19 protein-coding genes are annotated in these 25,058 nt (G+C 69.9%); 17 read left to right on the top strand and 2 right to left on the bottom strand.

The genetic code is table 11. From position 1 onward, the window contains the following. Positions 1-185: 185 nt before the first annotated feature. The 15 genes from Poly30_RS19920 (at position 186) to Poly30_RS19840 (ending at position 21,595) form a co-directional block, all read left to right on the top strand. Positions 186-1,409, top strand: a complete 1,224-nt coding sequence (locus Poly30_RS19920; RefSeq protein ID WP_419190406.1) for an MFS transporter — start codon at positions 186-188, stop codon at positions 1,407-1,409. Beyond that, positions 1,406-3,442 (top strand): ATP-dependent DNA helicase RecG, encoded by a 2,037-nt coding sequence (locus Poly30_RS28715; RefSeq protein ID WP_419190405.1) that lies wholly within the window; start codon positions 1,406-1,408, stop codon positions 3,440-3,442. The genes Poly30_RS19920 and Poly30_RS28715 overlap by 4 nt, the downstream gene beginning before the upstream one ends. Before the next feature lie 126 nt (positions 3,443-3,568). Next, positions 3,569-5,290: an integrin alpha gene (locus Poly30_RS19900; protein ID WP_145201333.1), complete on the top strand. Its 1,722-nt coding sequence runs from the start codon at positions 3,569-3,571 to the stop codon at positions 5,288-5,290. 167 nt (positions 5,291-5,457) lie between these two features. After that, a complete protein-coding gene (locus tag Poly30_RS19895) occupies positions 5,458-8,916 on the top strand; it encodes a HEAT repeat domain-containing protein (RefSeq protein ID WP_145201330.1) in 3,459 nt (1,152 codons plus the stop codon). Positions 8,917-8,923: 7 nt separating this feature from the next. Next, positions 8,924-9,676, top strand: a complete 753-nt coding sequence (locus Poly30_RS19890; RefSeq protein ID WP_145201327.1) for a transglycosylase SLT domain-containing protein — start codon at positions 8,924-8,926, stop codon at positions 9,674-9,676. Positions 9,677-9,901: 225 nt separating this feature from the next. After that, entirely contained in the window at positions 9,902-10,906 is a 1,005-nt protein-coding gene (locus Poly30_RS19885; RefSeq protein WP_145201324.1) for an AAA family ATPase, read from the top strand. A 7-nt stretch (positions 10,907-10,913) separates the two neighbouring features. Continuing rightward, entirely contained in the window at positions 10,914-11,954 is a 1,041-nt protein-coding gene (locus Poly30_RS19880; protein WP_145201321.1) for a DUF58 domain-containing protein, read from the top strand. Then, the gene (locus Poly30_RS19875) at positions 11,951-12,904 is read left to right on the top strand and encodes a DUF4381 family protein (protein WP_145201318.1); all 954 of its coding nucleotides are present in this window, start codon (positions 11,951-11,953) and stop codon (positions 12,902-12,904) included. Before Poly30_RS19880 ends, Poly30_RS19875 begins: the two co-directional genes overlap by 4 nt. Beyond that, complete coding sequence (locus Poly30_RS19870; protein ID WP_145201315.1) at positions 12,901-13,983, top strand: vWA domain-containing protein; 1,083 nt, start codon at positions 12,901-12,903, stop codon at positions 13,981-13,983. The genes Poly30_RS19875 and Poly30_RS19870 overlap by 4 nt, the downstream gene beginning before the upstream one ends. Further along, on the top strand, positions 13,980-15,101 hold the full coding sequence (locus tag Poly30_RS19865; protein ID WP_145201312.1) for a VWA domain-containing protein: 1,122 nt from the start codon (positions 13,980-13,982) through the stop codon (positions 15,099-15,101). The genes Poly30_RS19870 and Poly30_RS19865 overlap by 4 nt, the downstream gene beginning before the upstream one ends. A 5-nt stretch (positions 15,102-15,106) precedes the next feature. Then, positions 15,107-16,339, top strand: a complete 1,233-nt coding sequence (locus Poly30_RS19860) for a hypothetical protein (protein WP_145201309.1) — start codon at positions 15,107-15,109, stop codon at positions 16,337-16,339. Positions 16,340-16,365: 26 nt separating this feature from the next. Further along, positions 16,366-18,204 (top strand): hypothetical protein, encoded by a 1,839-nt coding sequence (locus Poly30_RS19855; protein WP_419190404.1) that lies wholly within the window; start codon positions 16,366-16,368, stop codon positions 18,202-18,204. A gap of 59 nt (positions 18,205-18,263) precedes the next feature. Next, the gene (locus Poly30_RS19850) at positions 18,264-19,046 is read left to right on the top strand and encodes a tetratricopeptide repeat protein (protein ID WP_145201303.1); all 783 of its coding nucleotides are present in this window, start codon (positions 18,264-18,266) and stop codon (positions 19,044-19,046) included. 28 nt (positions 19,047-19,074) lie between these two features. Further along, positions 19,075-20,727 (top strand): sulfatase-like hydrolase/transferase, encoded by a 1,653-nt coding sequence (locus Poly30_RS19845; RefSeq protein WP_145201300.1) that lies wholly within the window; start codon positions 19,075-19,077, stop codon positions 20,725-20,727. 118 nt (positions 20,728-20,845) lie between these two features. Then, on the top strand, positions 20,846-21,595 hold the full coding sequence (locus tag Poly30_RS19840; RefSeq protein ID WP_145201297.1) for a glycosyltransferase: 750 nt from the start codon (positions 20,846-20,848) through the stop codon (positions 21,593-21,595). On the opposite strand, the gene Poly30_RS19835 is transcribed toward Poly30_RS19840, so the two are convergent. Then, a complete protein-coding gene (locus Poly30_RS19835; protein ID WP_145201294.1) occupies positions 21,579-22,322 on the bottom strand; it encodes a histidine phosphatase family protein in 744 nt (247 codons plus the stop codon). The genes Poly30_RS19840 and Poly30_RS19835 overlap by 17 nt on opposite strands. A gap of 156 nt (positions 22,323-22,478) precedes the next feature. Here Poly30_RS19835 and Poly30_RS19830 point away from each other — a divergent pair, with 156 nt between their 5' ends. After that, on the top strand, positions 22,479-22,763 hold the full coding sequence (locus Poly30_RS19830) for a 2Fe-2S iron-sulfur cluster-binding protein (protein WP_145201291.1): 285 nt from the start codon (positions 22,479-22,481) through the stop codon (positions 22,761-22,763). Positions 22,764-22,808: 45 nt separating this feature from the next. Here Poly30_RS19830 and Poly30_RS19825 read toward each other — a convergent pair whose 3' ends face one another. Further along, positions 22,809-24,155: a glycerol-3-phosphate dehydrogenase/oxidase gene (locus Poly30_RS19825; protein ID WP_145201288.1), complete on the bottom strand. Its 1,347-nt coding sequence runs from the start codon at positions 24,153-24,155 to the stop codon at positions 22,809-22,811. Positions 24,156-24,352: 197 nt separating this feature from the next. On the opposite strand from Poly30_RS19825, the gene Poly30_RS19820 reads away from it, so the two are divergent. Beyond that, positions 24,353-24,880 (top strand): hypothetical protein, encoded by a 528-nt coding sequence (locus Poly30_RS19820; protein ID WP_145201285.1) that lies wholly within the window; start codon positions 24,353-24,355, stop codon positions 24,878-24,880. The last annotated feature ends 178 nt before the right edge of the window (positions 24,881-25,058 follow it).

Here is a 25,058-nt window from a genome sequence, read left to right as displayed (position 1 = left end):
TGGGGCGGTGATTTCTCCGCGGATATGCAAGGGAACCCGGGTCGTTGCATCTGTCACACGAGAAACGGCGGATCTCCTCGGCCAGTCCCTCCCTGGGGATCACTACCCTTGTCACCCCGGACGTATCCGGCCGCCCCTCCATGCTACTGAAAGCCCTCCTTTCCGCCCCCGAGACCCTCCGGGAGATGCAGCCTGCAGCCCGCGCGTACCTGTTTGGGAGCGCGTGCATGGGCGCCGCGTCGGCGGTCACGATGACCTTCCTGGCGCGCTGGCTCAATCTTCTGGAGCACACGAAGACCGAGATCGGGACGTTTCAGTCGCTGGACTCCTGGGGGAAGGTGGCGGTCGCGCTGCCCGCGGCCTTCGTGCTGGCCCGGCGCCCCGCCCGCGGCGTCTTCGTGGCGTCCGCGCTGATCTCCGGCCTCGTGTACTTCTTTCTGCCGTTCCTGCCGAGCCTGGAGTGGATGTACGTCGCCAACTTCATCGCCGGGCTCGCGATGACGGTGCACTACGTCGCGATCGCTCCGTTTCTCTTTCGTCACACGCGGGACGAGGACCGGGCGGCCGTGTTCTCCCTGGCGGAGGCCGCGCGGACCCTGGCGGCCGTCGCGGGGGCCGGGATCGCGGGCTTCTCGGTCGCGTGGCTGACGGTGCCCCTGGGAGGCGAGGCGGCCGCGACCAGCGCCGTGGTGTCCGGCGCGGGTGCGTTCGCTCTCCTCGGCGCTCTCTTCTACGCGCGCATCCACGACCCCGAGCCTTCGATGCTCGGGGGCCAGCGCATCCTGCCCGCCGTTCGCAGCCATGTGGGGCTCCTGGCGCGCTTCGCGGCGCCCCAGTTCCTGATCGCGACCGGCGCCGGGTTCTGCATCCCGTTCCTGCCCACGTACTTCCAGGAGCGCTTCGCCGTGCCCGCGGACGGCTGGGGCTACCTCTTCGCGTCGGGCCAGGTGCTGATGACCTTCGGCTTCCTCCTGACGCCCGTCGCGCTCCAGCGCTTCGGCTTCGTGAAGAGCATGGTGCTGATCGAGCTGGCGTCGCTGCCGTTCTTCGTGATGCTCGCCTTCACGACGAGCCTGCCGATCGCGATGTTCGCGTTCCTGATGCGCGGCGCGCTGATGAACGCGACGCATCCGATCCTGAAGAATCTCATGATGCAGGCGACGCCTGCGGGCGTGCGCGAGGTGCAGACCGGGGTCAACGCGACGCTCTGGGGCGTCGGCTGGGTCGTGGGGCCGCTGCTGGCCGGGCGAGTCCTCGACACGACCGGGAACGACTACTCGATCCTGATGCTGACGACGGTCGGCTTCTACGCGACGGCGGCGCTCCTCACGTTCCTGCTCCTGCGCTCCGTGGAAGCGCGCGTCGCGGGCGAGGTGTCGGAGCGGAGACTGCAGAGGGCGATCGCGTGAGCGGAGCCGCGTCGAGTCCACCGGAGCGCGGCTTCCCGACCATCGGGCCGCTCACGGGCCTGAGGGGCGTCGGGCACGCGCGCGCCGCGCGGCTGGAGCGCCTCGGACTGAAGACGGTGCGGGATCTTCTGCTCCTCCAGCCGATCCGGCTCGTGGTCTGGCCCGTGAAGACCTCGATCCAGGCGGCGAGCCGCCGGAAGGGAGAGCGCGTGACCATCGAAGGGCGCGTGCGGCGCTCGGTGCTCCAGCGCATCGGCGGCAAGCGCTCGGTCGTGCGGGCGACGGTGAGCGACGGCACCGGCGAGATGGACCTCGTGTTCTTCAATCAGCCCTGGATGAAGGAGCAGCTGAGCTCCGGGACCCAGGTCGAGGCGCACGGGAGCGTCGTGGAGGCGCGCGGGGCCTCGATCGCGTCGCCGAGGCTCGGCACCGCGGCGTCTCCGCTGCCCGCGCCCGGCACGCTCGCGCCCGAGTACGGCGGCGGCGACGGCGTCTCGAGCGATGCGCTGAAGGCCTGGATCGACGAGGCGCTGGAGCGCCACGTGGGGGAGATCGAGGAGCACCTGCCCGCGGAGTTCCTGGAGCACTGCGATGCGCCCGGGCTGCCGGTCGCGGTGCCGATGATCCACCGGCCGGCGACCATCCCTGACTTCGAGTACGCGCGCCGGCGGTTCGCGCTGGAGCCGATCCTGACGCTGCAGGCGGCCGTGTTCGCGCGGCGGTCCGGCAAGGCCGGGCGCGCCCGCGCGGCGAAGATCACGGCCGAGCAGGACGCGGAGATTCGCTCGCGCTATCCGTTCACGCTGACCGACGCGCAGTCCCGAGTGATCGGCGAGATCCGCGCGGACCTCGGCCGCACGCGTCCGATGCGGCGGCTCTTGCAGGGCGACGTCGGGGCAGGGAAGACGGCGGTGGCGGCCTACGCGGCGATGACGGTCGCGGAGTGCGGCGGCCAGGTCGCGATGATGGCGCCGACCGAGGTGCTCGCGTCCCAGCACGCCTACGGGCTGCGGGATCTCCTGGAAGGTCACGGGCTGCGCACCGCGCTCATCACGGGTTCGCTGCGCACGGGGGAACGTCGCGACGTGACACAGCGGCTCGCGGCGGGGGAGATCGACGTCGTCTTCGGGACGCACGCGCTGTTCTCGGAGGACGTGAAGTTCCGGCGTCTCGATCTGGCCGTGATCGATGAGCAGCATCGCTTCGGCGTGGCCCAGCGCGGGCGGCTGGCGGGCAAGGGCAGCGATGTGCACGTGCTGCTCATGACGGCGACGCCGATCCCGCGGACGCTGGCGCTGACGGTCTACGGGGACCTGGAGGTGTCGATCCTGGACGGCTCGCCGCCGGGCCGCGGCTCGGTGCGGACGCGCTGGGCGCGCGGCGACGATCGTCGGAGGATGCCGCGATTCCTGGCCGAGCGGCTGGAGGCGGGCGAGCAGATCTACTGGGTGGTGCCGCGCATCGGAGAGACCATGAGCGACGGTGATTCCGAGGACGCGCCGGCGTCCACGGCTGCGAGCGCGGAGGCGCGCTTCGAGAATCTGGTGGCGCGCCCGACCTTTCGCCAGGCGGGGATCGAGCTGGTGCACGGGCGGCTGCCGTCCGTCGAGCGCAACTCGCGGCTCGATCGCTTCCGCCGCGGGGACGTGGCGACGGTCGTCGCGACGACGGTGGTGGAGGTCGGCGTCGACGTGCCGAACGCGACGATCATGGTGATCGAGGACGCGCACCGTCTCGGCCTGGCGCAGCTGCATCAGCTGCGTGGTCGCATCGGCCGCGGGAAGAAGGACTCCTACTGCTTCCTGCTCGGGGACAAGAAGGCGGAGGAGCGGTTCCGCCTGATGGAGCGTTCGCGCGACGGGTTCCTGCTGGCGGAGGAGGACCTGCGCCAGCGCGGGATGGGCGACCTCCTGGGCCTGCGCCAGTCGGGCGAGAACCAGGAGGGCCTCGTGGATCCGGAGAGGGACCTCGATCTGCTGCTGGCAGCGAGGGATCTGTTCCAGCGTGAGCCAGGTTTGCTGCGCTACTACTGATTCGCGCCGTCTCTCTCGGAAGCCGGGTAGATTTCAGCACGCGGCGGCGCCTTCCCGGGGGGGAGGAGTGCCTGATCCAGCCGCGGGACACCGCATCCAGTCGCGACCACTCGCGCACCGCGTTCCATGGTTCTCTCCTACCGCCTCGCCTCTTCCCGGTTCGGGATTCTCTCCGCTCTCACGCTCGCAGGGACCGCCGTCGGAGCTTCCGCTCAATCCTTGCTCTGGTCTGCCGACGGCCTTTCCAGCGGAGAGCGCTACGGCCTCGTCGTCTCCAGGGTCGGCGACATCAACGGCGATGGGATCGCCGACGTGGCGACCGGCGCGCCGAACAACGACCTCGGCGGCTCCGATGCAGGCGCTGTCTTCGTCCTGTCCGGCGCCGATGGCTCGACTCTCATGACCATCACCGGCGCGGCCGCCGGTGACTCCCTCGGATTCAGCGCCGCGGGCGCGGGCGACGTCGACGGCGACGGAACGCCCGACATCATCGCAGGCGCGCGCTTCAACGATACGGCTGGGCCCAACTACGGCCAGGCCATCGTCGTCTCCGGCGCCACCGGCCTCGTGATTCACGCCTTCGACGGCCTCACGCCCAACGGGCGCTTCGGCGAAGCCGTCAACGCCGCCGGGGACGTCAACGCCGACGGCTTCGCCGACGTGATCGTCGGCGCGAGGCTCGACAGCTTCGGCGGCCCTGCCAGCGGTCGCGCACGCGTCTTCTCCGGATTCGACGGCGCGCTCCTCTTCGACATCGCCGGTGACGGCGCCTCGGACTTCTTCGGCCGCTCGGTCGGGGCCGCAGGGGACGTGAACGCCGACGGTCACGACGACTTCCTCGTCGGCGCCCCGGGCGACGACGACGGAGGGAGCTCCTCGGGCCGCGTCACCGTCTTCTCGGGGCTCGACGGATCGGTGCTCTACGCCCTCGACGGCGACTTCCCTGGCGACCTGCTCGGCGGCAAGGTCTCCGGCCTCGGCGATCTCGATGGTGACGGCTTCGACGACTTCATCGCCGGCATGATCAGCTCCGACTTCGCGGGCGCCGACCGCGGCGCCGCGCGCATCTACTCCGGCTTCGACGGCAGCGCGATGTTCACCGTCGCGGGCACCGAGGCCGGGTCCGAGTTCGGCAGCGCCGTCGGGGATGCCGGCGACGTCAACGGCGACGGCTGGCTCGACTTCATCGTCGGCTCCCGCCTCGACCCGATCATGGGCCTGCCCGCGGGCTCGGCGACGGTCTTCAGCGGCTTCGACGCCTCGATCATCCAGCGCTACGAGAGCACCGAATCCGGCGACCAGTTCGGCGACACCGCCGTGGGCATGGGCGACGCGAACGGCGACGGCTTCGACGACCTCTTCATCGGCGCCTTCGGCTTCGACGGCGCCGCCTTCGACGGCGGGCGCGTCCTCGCCTACTCGGGGTTCGACACGCTCGGCGAGACGATCTGTGGCCCGGCCGTCCTGAACAGCACCGGCGCACCGGCCCGTATCCTCGCGACCGGTTCGCTCGTGGCCTTCGACAACGACGTGACCCTGTCGGTGGTGAACCTCCCGCTAAACTCCAACGGCTTCTTCATCACTTCGCTCGACGAGTTCACGGTCGTCGGCCCCGGCGGCAGCGTCGGCAACATCTGCATCGCGAGCACGGTGATCGGCCGGTACGCTGGAAACATCCTGAACTCGGGCACGTCGGGCGCCGTCTCCCTGGGCCTCGACCTGACTTCGGTCCCGCAGCCCGCCAGCATCACCACGGTGGTCGCCGGGGACACCCGCTACTGGCAGTACTGGTTCCGCGACATCCCGACGTCGAACTTCTCGGACGCCGTCAAGATCACGTTCCTGTAGCGAGACCGGGGCGCGGTGGGAGGATCGGAGGGGACGTTCGGGCAGATCTGCCCGAACGTCCCCTCCGAATCCACAGACTTCGGCGAAGGAGCTGTATCCTGTCCGGTCGGACTCTCTAGCCAGGGTGCTCCCTGGCCGTCCACCGCTCATCTCCTCCGATGTCTCCCATGTTCCGATCCTCCGCCGCCCTCGTCGCCGCGCTCTTGCTCGGCGCGACCAGCGCTCAGGCCGCTCCGCAGCTCGATCTTCCCGCCAAGCGCAAGGCTCCCCCGCAGCCAGCCAGGGGGACATCCGATCCGGTCAAGGCTCCCGGCGGCCAGACCATCGGCGGCGAGAAGAAGGGAACCGTGGCCGGCAGCCAGGTGGGCGATACGGTCGAGAAGGAGGTCGTCTACGACGAGCAGGGACGGCCCGTCGCGACCGTGACCACGTCCACGCACAACAAGCCGGGTGCGGGGAACCAGCGCAGCGACAGTGGACTCATCTTGCCGACCGCCCCCGCGGAAGCGGCGGGCGACCTCGATCTCGGCGCTCCGCCCGAGGCGGGTCGCGCCGGGGGATCCGATCCGGAAGCACAGCCCTGGGAGCGGGACACCACCCGGGGGAACTCACCGAGGCCGGGTGCGGAGAACCAGCGCGTCTCCGGAACCAGTGACGCCTTCAACCCGCTGGACGATCTCGCGTCTTCGAAGACCGCCGCCCGTTTCCTCTTCGATCGACTCAGCAAGGTCCGTCGCATCAGCGACGTCGAAACCGAGGAGATCACCGATCACCTGGCCCGTCTAGGCGAGGACGGCCTGCGCGTCGCGCGCTACTGTCTCGCGCAGGACAGCGACGTTCTCAGCTATGCGGGCGCCCGCACGATCCTCATCTCGGGCAGCGCAGCCGACGCCGATCTCGTCGTCCAGCGCCTCCGCGGCCAGGTCCCGAGCCGTAGCGGGCAGATGATCCTCGCCGAACTCATCGAGCGCGATCCGGTCCAGGCGTCCACGCCGTTCCTCATCCAGATGATGCGCCACCGCTCCGGATCGATCCGGCGCGTCGCGGAGAAGGAACTCTCGAAGCGCCTCGACCTCGATGATCTGCAGCTCCTCGCACCCGCCCTCGAGGACCGCTCGACCGACGTTCGAAAGTCGGCGACGACGCTGCTCGCGGGCCTCGACGATTCGGCCTCCGTGACCGAGTACCTGCTGGAGCGCGTCGTCGATCGCTCCACTTCCGTGTCGGAGATCGCGATCGATGCGCTCGCCCGAGCCCAGGAAGGCGAGCCCACCTTCGAGCTTCTGCGTCGCGTCTTCGCGTCGGGCGAGATCGTTCGAGACGAGGCGCTCCTGATCGTGGCCATCGTCGAGCGAGAGGACCGCACCGGCACGCCGATCTTCAACGAGCAGCACGTGGGCGCGCTCCTGAGGGCGCTGGACTCCACGCAGCCCATCGTCAACGCGGCCGCAGCGCTCGCGCTCGCGGGCCTGGGCTTCCGAAGCGAGGACGAGGGGAGCACCCCGTGGCTCGACGGGCCGGTGCCGTCGTCGCTCGTCTCGATCGCCACGGGCTCGACGTTCTTCGACGGCTTCAGTCTCGTCCGAGAGCCCGCGCTGCGACGGCTCCGCCTCATCAGCGGCGTGAACTTCGGAAGCAACGGGCCGGACTGGGCCGAATGGTGGGGGAACGAGAAATTCCAGTTTCGCGCCGATCGCGCGGTCATTCACGTCAAGCCGGGGGATGCGCGACGGATCGTTCTACGCGTCGATCCGGGCGTGGCGCACAGCCGGATCGCCGACCTGCGCCTCGGTGAGGGACGTCCCTACGTTCTCGCGGGCGAGGCCCTCAGCGAAGACGCGGAGTGGATCGCGGCCGAGAGGGAGAGCGCAGGCGCCCTCGGCGTCGACATTCTGTTCTTGACCGAAGGCGACGCGGCGGACCTGACGGCGCTGCTCGCCGAGGAAGGGATCTTCGGAAGCGGTCGTCTCCCGGGGCCCCGGGGGTCGTTCGGCTCCGGAGGTCGCTCGATCGAAGCACAGGTCGACCGGCGCGCGAAGTCGTTCCGATTCTCGCTGCTTCAGAGCCAGCCGTGGTTCGATCGGATCATCGCGCGCGCCGAAGGACTCGCCGAGCGCAACGCGTGGCAGCGATTCCCGATGCACGGGGTGCATGCCGACGCGACCGCGCTCTTCCGCGCCGAAGCTGGATGGTGGTCGGAGCCACACTCCCCCAAGGAGGAGAGCGACCGGTTCCTGGGCATCCTGACCGCGCACCTCGACTCGGTGGCTGCGGACGAGCGCGAGCCGGGGATCCTGGAGCTGCGCGAACTCGTGCTGAAGCGCGACGAGGCGGACTATCCCGAGGGCACGATTCCTGCGCTGATCGGTTTCCTCGGTGAGGAGACGGTCTTCGGCAACCGCGCACGGAGGCTCACGGACGTGATCTCGACGATGGTCGAACTCGCTGCGCGAGAGGAAGGTGGCGGGGAGAACGCTGCGGAGGCGCGGCCGTCCGAGGATCGCGCTCGCCTTCTCTCCACTCTTCACGATCAGTTCGGCCCGCTGGCGCTGTCGTCCATCGCCAGCGTGCTGCAGCGCGCTGGCCATCGCGCGGCGCTGGAAGCCGCCGTGGATTCGCGCGAGACCCTTCGCGTCGCGGCCGCGCTCAACCTCGGCCAGACCTCGGAGCCCGAGGACATCGACCTCCTCCTCGGCCTGCTCGGCGACGACACCGAGGACGTTCAGATCGCCGCGATCGCGGCGCTCGCCCAGCGTCGCGCGGAGCGCGCTCGCCCGGCGATCGCCGTTCGCGCGAAAGCCTCCGCGAGCCTGGGTGCCAGCGTTCCGACCCGGGCGGCAGCGCTGCGCGCGACCGGCATGATCGGCGGCGCGGGCGCGCTCGAACTCCTGATCGCGGGGCTCACCGATTCCGACGAGCGCCTGCACCTTCCGGCCGCCGAGGGCCTCGCGGCACTCGGGACGCCAGAGACGGCGGCGCTGCTCGTCTCGCTCCTGCGGGGCACCCAGCGCCAGTCGATCCAGACGGTGGCGAAGGAGGGGCTGCTCCGGCTCGGCGAGGCCGGGCACGACGACCTGTTCAGCGCCATGCGGTCCCCGGACAAGGGGCTTCAGCGCGACGCGGCGGTGCTGCTCGCGAAGCAGCTCATTCCGCGGGCCGTGCCGGTCCTGGCGTCCACGATCGCCCTCGATCCGGACGACGAGGTGGCGATGCACGAACTCATCGTTCTGACCTGCGTCGACTACTCCGACGAGGCCCTTCCCGCCGAGCGCTACTTCCAGTGGTGGGACGAGGTCGACCACAACAACGCGTTCTCCTGGTTCGCATCGGCGCTGGAGCTTCGCGGCCTTCGCGCTCCGGATGCGCTCGCCTTCGAGGGTGGTGGAACGACCGAGGCGCGGCTCTTCCTGCTGACGGTGGTGCGCGAGGTCGAGGGATTCCTCGGCGAGCGAGCTCTCCGCGAGCTGGAGCTCCTGCACGGCGATGTCCTCGGCCCGATTCCCCAGCGTTTCAGCGAACGGGACGCCTGGTTCGTGAACGTCCGTGCGCTCGTCCTCCCGGACGAGATGGCGCCGGACGAGATGGCGCCAGGTGGCGGCGGTCCCGATGGGGCAGCTCGCCGGTAGGTCGGCGATGGCCCTCCTACCGCGGAAATCGATGGGGCTGGCTCCGAGCTCGGCCAGCGATCGCAGGCGCCGGCTCAGGGGCGGGGCGGCGTTCCTGGCCGCAGCGATCCTGGTTCCGGTCGCGGTCTTGGTGTCGAGCCAGGGCCTGCGCTCCACGCTGGCGGCAGCCCCCGTGAGGGCGCTGCGCTCCGTGGTGAGTCAGCTCGCGGGCGGCCTGCTGGAAGAGCGCGGCCTCGATCTGGTCGAGGGCCACGCCGCGATCCTGCGCGCGGCGGCCGAGGAGTTCGAGGTGCCGGTGAACTGGCTCGGCGGGATCATGTTCGCGGAGAGCCGCGGCCGCGGGGGGCAGACCTCCTCACGGGGAGCCCTGGGGCTCATGCAGCTCGTGAAGGCGTCCGCGAGGGACGCTGGCGTCCGAGCCGGGATCGAGCTGCCTGCCGAGGACGCGGCCCTCGTCCAGAAGCTCCTCCGGGACGACGCCCTCAACGTGCGGCTCGGAGCGGCGCACCTCTCCTGGCTGCTAGAGCATCGCGGTGACTGGAGCGACGAGGCCGTGATGGTGTCCTACAACGCGGGACGCGCCCGGCTCTTCCAGTGGATCGAGAAGCGCGGGAGCTACGACGCGTGGGTCGAAGCCGAAGAGGCGCGGGCGCGCCGAGGGGAGGCGACCACGGGGGCGCTCGCCTACGCCCGGCAGGTCCTCGCGGCCCGGGACGTGCTCACGGAGCGCGGAAACCTGGGCCCGCGGCCCAGGGAGTAGGGATCGCAGGGCGGTCCGCGTAAACTTACCGTCCACGTTCCAACGTCTTGGGGGGGGCATGCGTAACGCCGCACCTGTACGGTCCTGTCCCCGACGGAGCCCCCGCGTTCCCGTTTCGCCCTCTTCCAGCAGCCCCGCATCAAGACCCCCGCCCCGTGGGGGCCTGACTTTCCCGTGACTGACGCTCCCTCCGCCTCCTCCGCTGCACCCTCTGCTGCCTCCTCCATGGGAGCGGCCACGGCTGGCAACGCCGAACTGGAAGCCGAGATCCAGCGCGCCAGCGCCTGGACCTCCGAGCTCACCGACGCCATGCAGACGGTTCTGGTCGGCCAGAAGGACCTGACGCGAAGTCTGCTCATCGGCCTGCTGTCCAGCGGCCACATCCTCCTGGAGGGCGTCCCGGGGCTGGCGAAGTCCCTCGCCGTGGCGGCGCTCGCGCGCGGGGTCAAGGCCAGCTTCGCCCGCCTCCAGTTCACCCCGGACCTCTTGCCCTCGGACCTCGTCGGAACCGAGATCTACGACGCCAAGCAGGGCACGTTCACCGTCCGCAAGGGCCCGATCTTCGCCAACTTCGTGCTCGCGGACGAGATCAACCGCGCGCCCGCCAAGGTCCAGTCGGCGCTCCTGGAGGGCATGCAGGAGCGCCAGGTGTCGATCGGCGGCGAGACGTTCGATCTGCCGCGCCCGTTCCTCGTGCTGGCCACCCAGAACCCCCTGGAGCAGGAGGGCACCTACCCGCTGCCCGAGGCCCAGCTCGATCGATTCGCGCTGAAGGTGGTGCTGGACTATCCGACCCGCGACGAGGAACTTCAGATCCTCGACATGATGGCCCGGACCCAGGCGCCCGAGCCCGTGCGTGAGGTGATCAGCGTCGACGCGATCATGGAAGCGCGCAAGCTCGTGGACCGGATCACGATCGCGCCGCCTCTCGCGTCCTACATCGTCGCGATCGTCGAGGCGACGCGCGCGCCGAAGCAGCACGGCCTGCCGGAACTGGAGCATCTCATCCAGTTCGGAGGCTCGCCCCGGGCGACGATCTGGCTGGCCCTGTGCGCGCGGGCGTCGGCGTTCCTCGCCGGCCGCGCCTATGCGCGTCCGGAGGACGTCAAGGCGGTGGCCGTCGAGGTGCTCCGTCACCGCATCGTTCCCACGTACGAGGCGGAAGCCGAGGGCGTCACGTCCGACGAGATCATCCGTCGCGTTCTCGAGCGCGTTCCGCTCGATCGATAGGGTGCCCATGTCTCCGTCGAAAGGACGCAGGTCTCCCTCGGAAGGAGGCAGGGGCGCGGCCGCCCCTGGCGCCTCCGGGACGGGGGAGCCGCGCGCTCTCCTGACGCCCGCGCTGATGGCGCGGGTGCGCCAGATCCAGATCCGCACGCACAAGCTCGTCAACACGGGCCTGTCGGGCGGCTACCGCAGCACGTTCCGCGGTCAGGGCATCGAGTTCGAGGAAGTGCGCCCGTACCAGCCCGGCGACGAGGTCCGCGCGATCGATTGGAACGTGACGGCGCGCACCGGCGAGCCCTACATCAAGTCGTATCGCGAAGAGCGGCAGCTCACGATCCATCTGTGCGTGGACACGTCGCTGGAACTCGACTTCGCGACGTTCGGCGAGACGAAGCGCGACGCGGCCTCCGAGGTCGCGGCGCTGATCTCGTTCGTCGGCATCCGGCACCAGGACCGCATCGGCCTGACGTTGTTCGGCAGGGAGCCCGGGCTGCACCTCGGGCCAGGGCGGCAGTCGCGCCACGTCCTGCGCATGATCCGCGAGATCCAGGCCGCACCGATCACGCCGGGGCCGTCGTCCCTCAAGGACCTGCTGGAGGGCCAGGAAGCGACGCTGCACAAGCGCTCCATGGTGTTCGTCATCAGCGATTTCTCGGGCGTCGGCGCCGATGGCTCCGAGCGCGGAGATCGCGGCTGGGTCGAGGCGCTCAGTCGTCTCTCACGGCGCCATGACGTGATCGCGATTCGCCTCGTGGATCGCTTCGAGGAAGAGCTGCCCGCGACCGGCATCGTGCGGCTCGCGCGGATGGAGGACGGCGCGGTCCGTGATATCGACGGACGCAAGCCGCGCGTGCGAGAAGCCTGGGCGAAGGCGGCCTCGGCGCGCAAGGAAGCGCTCGCGGCCGTGTTCCGCCAGGCGCGCACGGAGTGGATCGACATGCGAACCGACGGTGACCTCGGAGCGCCGCTGGTGCGGTTCTTCCGCCAGCGTGTCCAGGGGCCGCGCGGCGGGCAGGGCGGCGTTCAGAGCGGCGGAGGCAAGGCCAGATGAGCCCTTTGAGTCAGACGATTCTTTGCTGCGTCGCCAGCGTCGTACTGGGGTCCTCCCAGGACGGAGGCGTCGAGACGCCTGACCTCGCCGATTCGGCGCGGGTCACGAGCCAGCTGAAGCCCGAAGGCACGGCCGCTGCGGCGTCGATCGGCGTCGGGGGCCACCTCGTCTGGCGCGTGACGATCGACGATCCGGAGCGCGACGGCGTGGCGCTGACCGAGCCTGCGCTCGGCCCCGAATGGGCCGTGATCGACGGGCCGACCGACCTGCTCGATCCATCGCAGCCGAAGGAGGAGCGCCCCGACCTGGATCGGACCTGGACGATCATGCCCCTCGCCGGTGGCGTGCTGGCCACGCCAGCGCTGACCGCGACGTTCGCGGATGGCGCGGTGGCGCAGGTCCCTGCTGCCAGCGTCGAGGTCGTTCCTTCCCTCGGTGAGACCGAGGACGTTCCTCGGCCGCTCCTCGGCTTTCGCGAGGCGCCGGATCGGCGCGTGGGGGATCCGCGCGCCGCCCTCCTGGTACTTGGCGGAGTGCTCATCGCCTTGGTGGGGCTTCTCGTCTGGCGCAGCGCCGCGAAGCGTCGGGCGTCGGCCCGACCCGCGAGCCCGGCCGAGCCGTCCGCCATGGACCAGATCGCAGGGCTGGAGAAGAGCGAACTCCCGGCCTCCGCCAGGATGGCGGCGCTGGCTCCGCTCTTCCGCCGCGCCTTCGACGTGGCGCTCGCACCGGCCGAGCGTCAGCGGCGGGCGGCGCTGACCGATGAAGCGTGGGCGCGGGAGGTCGAGAACGGCCACCCCGACGCCGCTTCGCTTCTCGTGGAGCTGAGCGCCTATCGCTACGGCGGAGGGGAGCCGACGAGCTTCGCGGTGAAGGACGCGATCGAGCGCGCGACTCGCCTGGCGAAGGCCCCGTCCGCCACGGCCGACCAGCCGGAGGAAGCCGCATGATACTCCTCGGCGCCTTCTTCTCGGGGCCTCCCGCTCTGATCGTCCAGGACCTCGTTCGCAGCACGGCGGAGGAGCGCTGGTCGCTCTTTGGCGTGGCGTTCGCGGATCCCTGGTTCCTGACGCTGATCCCCCTGGCGATCTTCCTCACGTGGCGTGGCTCCGAGGCCAGGCGCGTGGCCGAGGCACGCGTCCCCACGATCGGCGACCCGAAGCTGGCGGGTTCCGCCAGCTCGAAGCTCGTCTGGCTGGCGCCGATCGTGCGCATGCTGTCGGTGCTCCTCGTGATCGTCGGCCTGAGCCGTCCCCTGGAGGGCCGCGTCTCCACCTCGCAGGAGACCGAGGGCATCGACATCGCGCTGCTGCTCGACCGCTCCAGCTCCATGGATCAGCGCGAGCGAGCGGGCGGTCCGCGGCGCTTCGACATGGTGAAGGACGTGGTCGCGGACTTCGCCAAGCGGCGGATGACCGACGAAGAGAACGCCCGAGACAACGTCGCGCTCTTCGGATTCGCGCGCTACGCCGAGCTGCTCGTTCCCTTCACGCTCGACTCCGACGCGCTGCAGGGCGTGCTTTCCACGCTCGACGTCGAGACCGAGCAGCTCCTCGACGGAACTGCGATCGGTGGGGGACTGATGGAAGCCGTCGACGTCCTGCGCGGCAGCGAGGCCGAGTCGAGGGTGGCCATTCTCCTGACCGATGGAGAGGAAACCGCCCACGAGATCGAGCCGATGAAAGCGGCCAAGGCAGCGGTCGAGGCACGCGTCCGCGTCTACACGGTGTTCGCCGGGCCGCGCGAGATCCTGACGCGAACGATGTTCGGCGACGTGCGCCGCAGGCGCGCCGAGGTCGGGGACCTCCCGGCCATCGCCGAGATGACGGGCGGCCGCTTCTTCCACGCCGAGAGCCAGGAAGAGCTGGAGGATGCCTACGAGGCCATCGAAACGCTGGAGCGAACGCCCCGCAAGGAAGAGCGATTCGCCGAGCGCTACGACCTCTACCCGTTCCTGATCGCGCCCGCGCTCCTGCTGTACCTGCTCTCCTGGATCCTCGGAGCGACCGTGGGGAGGCGACTGCCATGATGGGCTTCGAGATCTTGCGGCCGGAGTGGATCCCGCTCCTCGTGCTGGCCCTCGTGCCGGTCGTCTTCGGGCTCTGGGCGCTCAAGGCACGGATGGCGGGGCTGCGTGCGCTGGCCGAGCCGCGTCACCTGCCGCGTCTGTTCCCGGGACTGCGCTTCGGATCCGGGGATATCCTCGCCTGGTTCCGCCGCCGGGCCATCCTCCGGGCGGTGCTCGGGGCGCTCAGCGTCGCACTGCTCGCGCTCGCGTTCATCGGTCCGGTCAAGGGCTTCTCGCTCGTGCCCGTGCAGAGTCAGCAGGTCGACATCGTCGTGGCCCTCGACACCTCGCTCTCCATGCTCGTGGAGGACGTCAGCCCGAACCGGCTCGACCGGGCGAAGGCGGAGATCGGCGCGCTGCTCGACGTGATGGAGGGGGAACGCCTCGCGCTCGTTGGCTTCGCCGGCGGCGCGCGTGACGTCACGCCGCTCACGCGGGACCTCGACACCGTTCGCTACTTCCTGAAGCGCATGAGCCCTGACGACAACCGCAAGGGCGGGACCGATATCGGGGCCGCGCTGCGCCTCGCCCTGGAGCGCTTCGAGGACGCCAGCGGCGCCAACGAGGCCATCATTCTCGTGACCGATGGCGAAGATCTCACGGGGGAGGGGCTCAGCGCCGCCGAGCGCGCCGCCGAACGCGGAATCGCGGTGCACGTGCTCGGCATGGGCACCGAGATCGGCGGGAAGATCCCGAACGGCGACGGCGGATTCATCGTGGATCCGGACTCCGGCGCGGATCGCACCGAGGTGATCTCGAAGCTCGCGCCCGACTCGCTGAAGGCGATCGCCGACGTCTCGGGTGGCATCTATCTCCAGGCGAAGGGGCGCGTGCTTCCGCTGGAGGAACTCTACGAGCGAGGCATCCAGCCCCTCGAGGGCCGAGACATCATCGACGGCAAGGAGCGCGTGCCGCAGGACCGATTCCAGTGGCCGCTGGGCGTCGCGCTCGTGCTCCTGCTGTTCGAGGCGAGCCTGCGGGATTCGCGGCGAGCGAAGCGCGCTCGGAAGGAGCCTCGGCCGAGCTCTCCTTCGGAAACCGATCGTGGGCCGAGTGATAGGACCGAGGAAGCCGCATGAGAAACATGATCTATTGGAAGCACGCGGATGGCGGGCTCTGTGCGCAGGCGTTCTTGCTGGTCACTCTTCTGGTCCCCTTTGTGGCGGGATGCAGCGAGGCCACGGACGTGGCTCCGTGGGATGGAACGCTCGGGAGCGGCGTGAGGGCGATGGCGGATCAGTCTGCGGCCGGGGACGTCGACGGCGCACTCGCCACCGCGGACCGCATGCTCGCGCCGGGAGGCGCGGCGCAGCTGCGGCAGACGCTCGACCGCGCGACGCGTGGTGTGTCCGAGTCGGTTCTCTCGCCGGTCACCCGCGTGCTGGACCTGCTCGGCGTCAGCGCGCTGAGCGGCGAGGACCGCGCGGAGATCGAGTACGCGCGTGCGTCGGCGCTGCTGGTCGGCGCCTCAAAGGGCGAGGAGAACGCGCCCGGCCTCATCGAGCGCGCGGAGGCCGCTCTTCAGCGAGCGCGCGCCGCGGCGCCCGGCGAGGCGCGCATGAGCGCCATCTACAATCTCGGGACGCTGGACCTGATGGCGGCCGAGGCCGTACGCGCCACGATCCCCGAGATCGCGGGGCCAGATGCGGCCGCAGCGGCAGGGCCGGCGTCGCCACCGGACCCCAATCAGGCGGACGAACCCGAGGAGGACCCGCTCGTGATCGCGCGCGCTCTCTACCTCAAGGCCCGCGCTGACTTCGTCGAGTTGCTCGCGCAGGAACCCAGCGAGCCGCAACCCGGTCAGAACGGGGCAGCCAACGTCGAGTTCGTGATCCGTCGCTTGAAGGAGCTCGACGCGATCGAGAAGCAGCGCGAGGAGCAGCAGCAGGATCAGCAGGACGACGGCGAGAAGAGCGAGGACGGCGAGAAGAGCGACGAGCAGCAGTCCAAGGACGATCAGAAGCAGCAGGAAGACGACTCCGAGAAGAGCGAAGACGGAGAGACGTCGGACGAGCAGAAGCCTTCCGAGGAGGAGAATCCAGACGAGTCGCCGTCCGAGGAGGAGAAGTCCAAGGAGGACCCGGCGGAGGATTCCGAGGAACAGGAGCCCGAGGAGACGCCCGAGGATTCGCAGGACGAGTCCGAAGAGTCGATCGATCAGCCCCCGCCCGGCGAAGAGACGATCGAGGAGAAGACGATGACCGCCGAGGAGTTCCAGCGCCTCCTGGAGCGGAACAGCAAGCTTCAGGAGCAGGGAGAAGAGATCCGGCGCCTCCGCAGGATGCGCGGAAAGATCCCGGCGAAGAAGGACTGGTAACGAACGATTCCATGACATTCATTTCCATGCCCAAACTCCTCCTGGGAGCGAGCCTCGCCTTCGTGGCCGCCTTCTTCGTCGCTGATGCGGCCGCCGTGGCCCTCTCCTCGTCCTCTTTCTCGGCCCCCGCTGTGGTCACTGCGGCGCAGGGGCAAACCGAAGTGGAGGTCGGCCTGACGAGCGGCCTCGTGAAAGTGGGGGAGCCGGTGGCCATCCGTATCACCGTGAGCCGCGGCACCGGCGGCGGCCAGGCCGGAGGCGGCGTCAAGTTCGGCCTGCTTCCCGAGGTCGAGGGCATCGAGTTCGGCAGGCCGCAGGGTGCAGGCACCAGCACCTACATGAGCACCGACTCCCGTGGGCGCACGGTCGCTTCCACCAAGCAGTCCTACCTGATCGAGGTCAAGCCCTCCGGCGCTGGAGAGTACGTCATCCCTCCGATCTCCCTGACGGTCGACGGCGACGTCTTCGTTCGACCGATCGAGCCCATGCAGCTCAAGATCGTCGAGGACCTCGCGGCCAGCGACCTGCTCTTCATGGAACGACAGCCCCTGCCGGAGCGCGTCTACGAAGGGGAGCCGTACACGGTCGAGATCGACTGGGGCTGGGACGCGGGCCTCGACTACGAAGGCTTGAACCTGCGTATCCCGTGGTACGGCAGACAGGACGGCGTCGTCGAGCTGGAGACGCCGACCTCGGGTCAGGTCTACGACTTCCCCGCCGGCGGCAACGCGCGAATCCCGGTCGTCGGCCTCCCCGACGTGATTCGCGACGGGCGCAAGTTCCGCGCGTTCCGGCTGCGTCGCCGCTTCGTGGCCACGCGGCCGGGCACGGTGGAGTTCTCTCGCTCGATCTTCGAGTTCGCGCCGATGCCGGAACGCGGTTCGCGCTTCATCCGCGGCCGCACGCGCTCGTACTACCGCCCGCTGGATCCCTCCAGCATCGAGGTCGTTCCGGTCCCTGAGAAAGGCCGGCCCGTCACGTGGACCGGTGCGGTCGGATCCTTCGAGGCGAAGCGCAGCGCCCTGCGCCGCGACGTGGACGCCGGCGAGCCGGTCGACTTCACGATCGCCTACGCGGGCGAGGGCAACCTGGAGTTCTTCCCGCCACCGGATCTCACGCGCTTGCCCGCGTTCGATCGCTTCCGCGTCCTGGGAGTGAACGACGAGAAAGGCGCGTACGAGCGCGTCATCAAGTATGACCTCGTTCCGCTCGACGCTTCCATCACGGAGGTGCCTCCGGTGCCTCTGTCGGTCTTCGACACGAAGTCGGGAACCTACGTCGAACTCGAAACCGAGCCGCTTCCCATCCGCGTGACCGCGGTGGAGAGCGCCGGTGACGATCCGTTCGGGGTCAAGAACGAGGTCGAGGCGCCTCCCGCGGTCGTTCTCCGCGATATCGAGGCGCGGCCCGTCGGTTCGTCCGGTGGGGCGCGGGCAGGTGGCGTCTGGCGGCGCGGACCGGGGGCGGGTTTCGCGTTCCTCGTGCTCGTCCTCTCCTTCATCGGCTGGTACCTGATGCGACGCTTCGCGCGGGCCGGCGGCGATCCCGCGAGCGTGGAAGCGCGTCGGCGTCGCGGTGCGCTGCGGGCGCTGGAGCGCGACCTGTCGTCGTCCGATCCAAGGGCGCTCAGCGCTGCGTTCGAGTCGTTCCTCGGCGCCCGAACGGGGACCGAGCCGGCCGAGTGGATCGGCCGAGCGACCCTCTCGGGATCGGACGCGCTCGGACTCTCCGATGAGCTGAAGAACGAGTACGCAGGGCTCCGCCGCGACCTCGACGCCGCCGTCTTCGGAGGGCACACCGAGGCGGCGCCGGCGCCGGGCCGAATCCGGGGCTTCGCCCGGCTGGCCGTGAAGGAGGGACTCTGACCATGACGTACTCCCACAGAAACTCCCACAGAAACTCCCACAGGACCTCGATGACCCGCTTGGCCTCGAAAGCGATGTGGCCGGGCCGCTGGGTCCTTCGGGCCCTGGCGCTGGTCGGCCTGGCGGCGATGCTGCTCTCGGGCGCGCATGCCCAGGAAAGCGCGGCGGAAGCCGGCGCGGGCGAGGGCGCACGGCTCTGGCGTTCGGGCGACCACGACGCCGCCCAGCGGCTGTGGGAGGAGAGCCTCGCGAACGGGACCGACCTCCCGGACCGCGAGCGCGCTCGTCTCGCCTACAACGTGGGCGTGGCCCATCACACCGCGGGCGAGCCGCTGGTGGCGGCGGCCTGGTTCGAATCGGCGCTCCGGCTCGCGCCGCGATGGGAGGCGGCGAAGGCGAACCGGGATCTCTCGCGCGCCGACGCGGGGCTCGATCCGAAGGACACCGGAATCGTCGCCGGCTTCGTGCGGCTGTTCACGCGCGGTGAGGCGGAATGGCTGGCGCTCCTCGGCGGCGTGCTGATCCTCGTGCTCGGGGCGCTCGATGCGTTTCGGGGAGGAGCGTGGGGGCGTGGCCCCTGGCTTGCGATCCTCGCGCTACCCGTGCTGTGGGCGCCGCTGGTCGGACAGCTGGCGAGCTCGAACGGTGAGGTCGCGATGGTCGTGGTGAAGGGCGGCGCGCCGCTCTACGGGTCACCCGACCTGCAGGGCGAGCGCCTCGGCAAGCTGAAGGAAGGCGACGAGACCCTCGTTCTCGACCGTCTGCCGGGCTGGGTGAAGGTCGTCGATCGCGGTGAGGAGCGCTGGGCACCCGAGGATTCCGTGCTTTCTCTTATTCGCTGAACGAGCGCATGGGACAGTACGTGGGACCATGAATGCCCAGGTGGAGACGCGACGCGTGAGAGGAAGCTTCGATGGCCTACGGGCGCTTGCATGGCTGGCGGCGCTGGTGCCGGTCCTCGCCTGCGGCCGTCAGCCGACCCTCGAGGACGTCCAGGAGGGCCGGGCGGAAGTGACCGGTCAGGGGGTGCTCGTCATCGCCATCGACGGCCTCCGCTGGGACCACACCTCACTGGCGGGCTACGACCGCGATACGACGCCGTTCCTGGCCTCGCTCGGTCAGCGAGGGATCGTGTTCTCGGACGCGTGGACACCGACGCCAACGCTCGTCGGCTCCCACCTGGCTCTGCTCTCCGGGTCCGATCCTTCCCTGGCGCAGCCGCCGTCGACCCTTCCGGGCGCGTCCGGCCAGGCTGCGGTCAGGCCGGGGCCCGCGGCGAGCGCAGGGGACGAAGCCTGGTTCGTCCCCGAGGACCTGTGGCTCCTCGGGCAGTCCTTCCTGAGTCAGGGCTGGAATACGGCGGCCTTCGTCGACCACCCGATGATCGCGGAGCTGCGTGGGTTCAGCACGGGGTTCCGCTCGTTCGTCGAGTTCGGCGGGGATCCGCTCGAGGAAGAGCGAGCGATCGGAGTCTTCGGAGTCGGCAGTCGTTTCGTTCGCTGGGTGAACAAACGCCCGCTCGACGAGAACTGGTTCGCCTACCTGCACATGCACGACCTCGAGCGGGTGTGGGTCCCCGGCGGCGGAGTCAGCAGCACGCGGGGCGTCGCCGAGGCGACCGCGGACTGGCGCCCCCGGATGGAACTCGACTTCGCGGTGCCGCTCGGCGTGACGGAGCCTCTCTTCCACGTGCTTCCACCCTCGCGCGCCAGCAGCGTGCGCGGCGTCAAGATGGGGGAGTACGAGCTGCGCTACGACCGCGGCATTCGCGCGCTGGACGCCAACCTCGCCCGCATCATCGGGCACACCGATGAGTTCGGCCGAGCGGACGATGTGACGGTCGTGATCGTCGGCAGCTTCGGCGTCGAGCTGGGGGAACACGGCCTCTACCTCCAGGGGGGTCTCGTCGAGGAACAGGACCTGCGCGTGCCCCTCTTGATCCGTCCGTCCGCCGCGCTGTGGAAGGAGCTGGGCTGGGAGTCGGACGACGAGGGTCGATCGGCGGGGGCCGGGCGCTCGATCGATGCGCTGGCGTCTCTGCTCGACGTGGCGCCGACGCTGGTCGACGTCTTTCAGCTGCCGAGTTCCGGGCGGATGCTCGGGCTATCGCTCCGCAGCGCAATGGCCGGAGAGCCCGGTGCGACCCGGCAGCGGCTGTTCGCCTCCGCGCCCATGCCAGCGGGGGCGGCCGTCGTCGAGGAGCACGCGATCATGACGCTGTACCATCCCGACCGGATCTCCACCGCGCTCCGTGACTCCTGGGGCATCGCGCGGCCGAGCGCGGATCTCGGGGCAGGCCTCGACCGATCGCTGGTCCGACTTCGTCCCCGGGAGGAAGATGCGGGGGAACGAGCGCTCCGGGCGCTCGGGCCGACGGAGGAGGCGCGATTTCGGGCTGCCCAGGTGGCCTGGGAGTCGCTGCTGATGCAGGAGCGGAGAGCCCTACATTTTGGCGGCGAGGATTCCGATAAGCCCGGAGTAGCTGAATTCCGGGCGCTGCAGCAAGACGGCTCGCTCGACTGAGGCTCGACCGAGGACCGATCGGGGCATCCGCTCCGGCGCCTCGCTCCTCCCCCCTGTCAGACAGGCCCGTCCTGGACCGAACGGTCCAGGCGAAGCCGGTCCTCGAGAGCCACGACCCATGTCCGAATCCACTTCCAGCGACAGCCCGGCGCCTGCTGGCGATGACGCCGCGCGCCCCTCGATCGCCGATCGCCCGCCGATCGGGCTGATCGGTCCCGAATGGGCGCTGAGGAAGTCCGCGCGTGGAGCGGCGCTATGGCGCCACGCCGGCGTGCTGTCCGTTTCGGGTCAGGAGCGCGTCGAGGTACTGGCGCTCGACCGCGAGGCCCGGGGAGCACGCTTCGCCTACCGAGACGAATGGAACATCCCCGCGCCCGGCGCCCGGTTCCGCGTTCGGCGCGTGAACGGGGGCGATCGCGCGGCGTCGTTCGACGAACTGACGCGCGCGCGGCTGGAGGGCTCGGTCCTCGACTGGGTTCGCGCGCGCAGGCCGCGGCTGGTGCACGTTCTCGGCCTCGACGGGTTCGGGCCGGGCGTTCTGCTCGCGCTCGAAGCCGCGGAGATCCCCACCGTGCTGACGCTCGAGCGCCTGCGAGAGTTCAAGGCGTCCATGGAGGCCGCCGAGGAGAAGCAGGCCGGAACGCGTGATCTGTACGGGGCCGCGCTCTCCAGCGTTCGACGGATCATCGTGAGGTCGACGGCCGAGGCGGCGGCAGCGGAAGCCTCAGGTGCGCCGCGCGAGAAGATTCGCGTGATGAAGGCGGGGGCGGATGGGGAAATGCCGCTGCTCCGCGCGTACGCGAGCCTCTATCGCCTGCTAGCGCCTGTCGCCGAGGCAGCGCCGGAGCCCGCTACGGCTTCCGCGTAGGGACGTCCGCCACCGGGCCAGAATCCGGCTCCGTCATGTGGGGCGCGCCCGGCGTGGCGATGTTCGTGCGCAGGAGGCTCCACCGATCGCCCGTGTCGGCGAGCAGGACCGCGTGCGCGGGATCGAGCTGCAGACCGTGGCTCCGTCCCGGCGGAAGTCCGAGCGCGGCTGCGACGAGGCAGCGGATGACCTGGCGGTGGGCCGCGATGACGCCCACGCCGCCGGCGGCTTCCCGCGCGACCTCCTGGAGCACGGGGAAGGTGCGCTCGACGAGCATGGCCTCGCTCTCGCCCGAGTGCCCGCGCCAGTTCAATGGATCGGCCCAGTACTCGCCCGCGACGCCCCTCCAGCGCTCGGCGTACTCGGTGCGCTCGAGTCCCTGCCACGCGCCGCGATTCATTTCCTTCAGGCGTGGATCGAACCGGAGCGGCGCGCCCGTGCCGCGCGCGATGGCCTCGCCCATGGCGCGAGCGCGGATCAGCGGGGAGGCGACGACGACGGACGGCTGCAGAAGCCCGCGGATGCCTCGCTCGACGGCGTCCGTCTGGGCCTGGCCCTCTTCGGAGAGCGGGACGTCGTCGTCGCCGTAGGCGGTGTCGGGGGCGCTCACCCGGGCGTGGCGAACGAGCCAGATGCGCGATTCCGTCCCGAGGCCCGGCCGGGGATCCCGCATCGGCTCGGGGAGCGCGCCGGGAGCGTGGTGGGGGCTGGGGGGGGACAGGAGCATGGCAGGTAGGCGAATTGAGCGGGTGCCGGGGCTTTTCCTCGGGCCACCGGGACCCCATCATGGTTCGGCCGAGGGCCGCAGCCTAGCGATCTCGGCCCTTTTGACTCCCCGCTGACTTCCAGCTGAGATCCAGCTGAGACCCCAGAGATCCCTGACATGCCCAAGATCACCTTCGCCGTTACCGGTGAGACCCACGAGGTTCCCATGGGGACCCGCTTCATCGACTTCTGCCAGGAGAATGACCTCCCGCATGACTTCGGTTGCACCGTGGGTAGCTGCGGAACCTGCGCTCTCGTGGTGACGGAAGGCGGCGCGGATCTGCCCCCCGTCGGCGACGAGGAGTCCGAGACCGTGGAAATGGCCACGGCCGATGAAGGGGCTCGCCTGGGCTGCCTGCTCGTCGTGAACTGCGATATGACGATCAAACCCGCCGAAGTTTAGGAAAGCGGCGGCGTCGGCGGCGGCAAGGTGCCGCCGCCGCGACGATCACTCGTCCCAGACGGTCACGCGCTCCAGCTCCGGCAGACGCAGCGTTTCCGTATCGGCCTTCGCGGTCGCCTTCGGCAGCGACCCACGGATCAGATCCATGATCTCCTCGGCCGTGTGACGGTACCCGGTGAGTTTTCCGCCGTAGACCCCGACCCAGCTCGGATGATCCTCGTCATCCGGAACGAGCGTCACGTCACGCGGTCGCTCGAACGCGGATCCCTCGGCGTGGGGAAGAACCCGGAGGCCCGCCCACGCGGCCACGAGCTCGCCCTTCGAGTTCGGGAAGTACCTCCGGTGCACGTTCAGGAGGTAGTCGATCTCCTCCCGGGTTGGCTGGATCTCCGACGGATTCCCTTCGTACGGTCGCTCCGTCGTCCCGACCATGATGTGGCCCTTCCATGGGATCGAGAAGACCGCGCGTTGATCCTCGGGGGCCTCGGTGTAGTAGATGCCGCGTTCGAGGTGGCCGCGCACCTCGATGTGGGTTCCCCCCACGAGGTCGACGTTGCGCGTCTTGGGCTGTGGCGTCGCGAGTTGCGCCACGCGGTTGACCCACGGACCCGTCGCGTTGACGACGACCCGAGCCGTGCATTCATGGCTCTCGCCGCCGCGCTCGAAGCGGACCTTCCAGCGCCGAGCGTCGCCCGTCCCGATGCGTTCCGCCGCCACGACCTTGGCGCCCGCATCCACGAGCGCGCCCAGTTCGATGGCGCTCGCGAGGACGGCCCGACACAGCGCCGCGTCGTCGGTCTGGCCGTCGTGGTAGCGGAAGACCGCCTTGAGGTCGCGCGTGTCGAGCCCGTCGAGCGTGGCCCACTCCGACCGGGGGAGGCTGCGGAACCTGGCGCTCTTCCGAAGCCCTCCCAGGATCGCGTACAGGGTGAGGCCCGCTCGGATCATCCACGGGCCGCGCTTCATGCCGCGGTAGACCGGAATGTAGAAGGGCACGAGGCGCACGAGGTGCGGCGCGATCGTCTGGAGAATCTTTCGCTCGTTCAGGGATTCACGGACCAGCCGGAACTGGTACGTCTCCAGGTAGCGCAGGCCCCCGTGGATGAGCTTGCTGGAGCGACTGGAGGTGCCGATCGCCGCTTCGCTTCGCTCCAGGAGCGCCACGGTGTGTCCCGCGGCGGCGGCTGCCTGGGCAGCTCCAACCCCCTGGATGCCGCCGCCGATCACGAGCACGTCGACGTCCGAGCCGCCCGCTCGCCGCTCGCTCTGCGGCGTGGGGGGGGCCGGGTGCAGAGCATCCGTGCCGGGATGATGCTCACGCTCGCGGTCGGCCTGGCGGCGATCCCCTTGGCGGCCCTGATCGGCGCCGCCCCCTTCCGTCTGCGGGTCCATCGGATTCATATCGAATACTTCAACACACCGCGCTTCCATTCGACCTCGGAGATCGCAAGGATGCTAGCGGGGAGGGAAAGCCGCACAGGTAGAGGAGGCCACGCGTTCTGCGCGTGGACGGAGCGCCGTCGCTTCGGCCCGTGCCAGCCACCCGCCCCGGACCGTCATCCGGTCGGTGCGCCATGACTCATACGAAAATGACCCGAATCCCATCCCGCGTCCAGTGGATGGCCCTCGTCCCGCTCGCGGTGCTGGCCATCCCTTTCCTGGGCGCCTGCGCCGGCGGCATTCCGCCCTTCACGACTCCCTACGAGGAGTACCGTGGCTTCAAGGCCCGCACGTTCGTCGGTACGGCCGAGGACGTGCGTCCCCAGGTCGTGGCGACCCTGATGGACCTCGGCTACGAAGTCCATGAGGCCGCCGCGGGCGAGGCCTACATCAGCGCCAGCAAGGGCATGGGATCCTCGGACCCCTCGATCGCGGGGTCGCGCCGCACCTGGATCCGCGTGGGGGTCGAGGTCCGCCAGGTCGACATGCATCGGCGCGCCCCCCGCACGCTCGTGACGGTCGAGGCCGAGAACGTTCAGGGCACCTCGGACGGCCCGATCGACGCCAGCTTCGGCGCGGTTCCCAGTCAGTTCTATCAGGACTTCTTCGATCGCGTCGTTGCCCGCGTCGATGCTTCACGGCCGCGTGTCATTCGCGGCCTGATGCCGCCTGCCTGAGACCCTGCGTGGTCGCCCACGGGACGAGATGTGCCCGAGAGGTGGGCTGTGGCCGATACCCGGAGCCGGGGCTGAGTCATTTTGATCCAGCCCCGTCCTCCCGTGGGATTCGGGCCTGAATCGCTGGATCCGGGTGGGTCGAGGCGTCGACGAGCTGAACGGAAACCCTCCGCTCTTC

Origin of the sequence: Saltatorellus ferox (genome assembly GCA_007751475.1) — a bacterium.
Lineage (GTDB): Bacteria > Planctomycetota > UBA1135 > UBA1135.
Note: the sequence above shows the minus strand (reverse complement) of the source record. Positions and strands in the feature narration are given on the sequence as shown.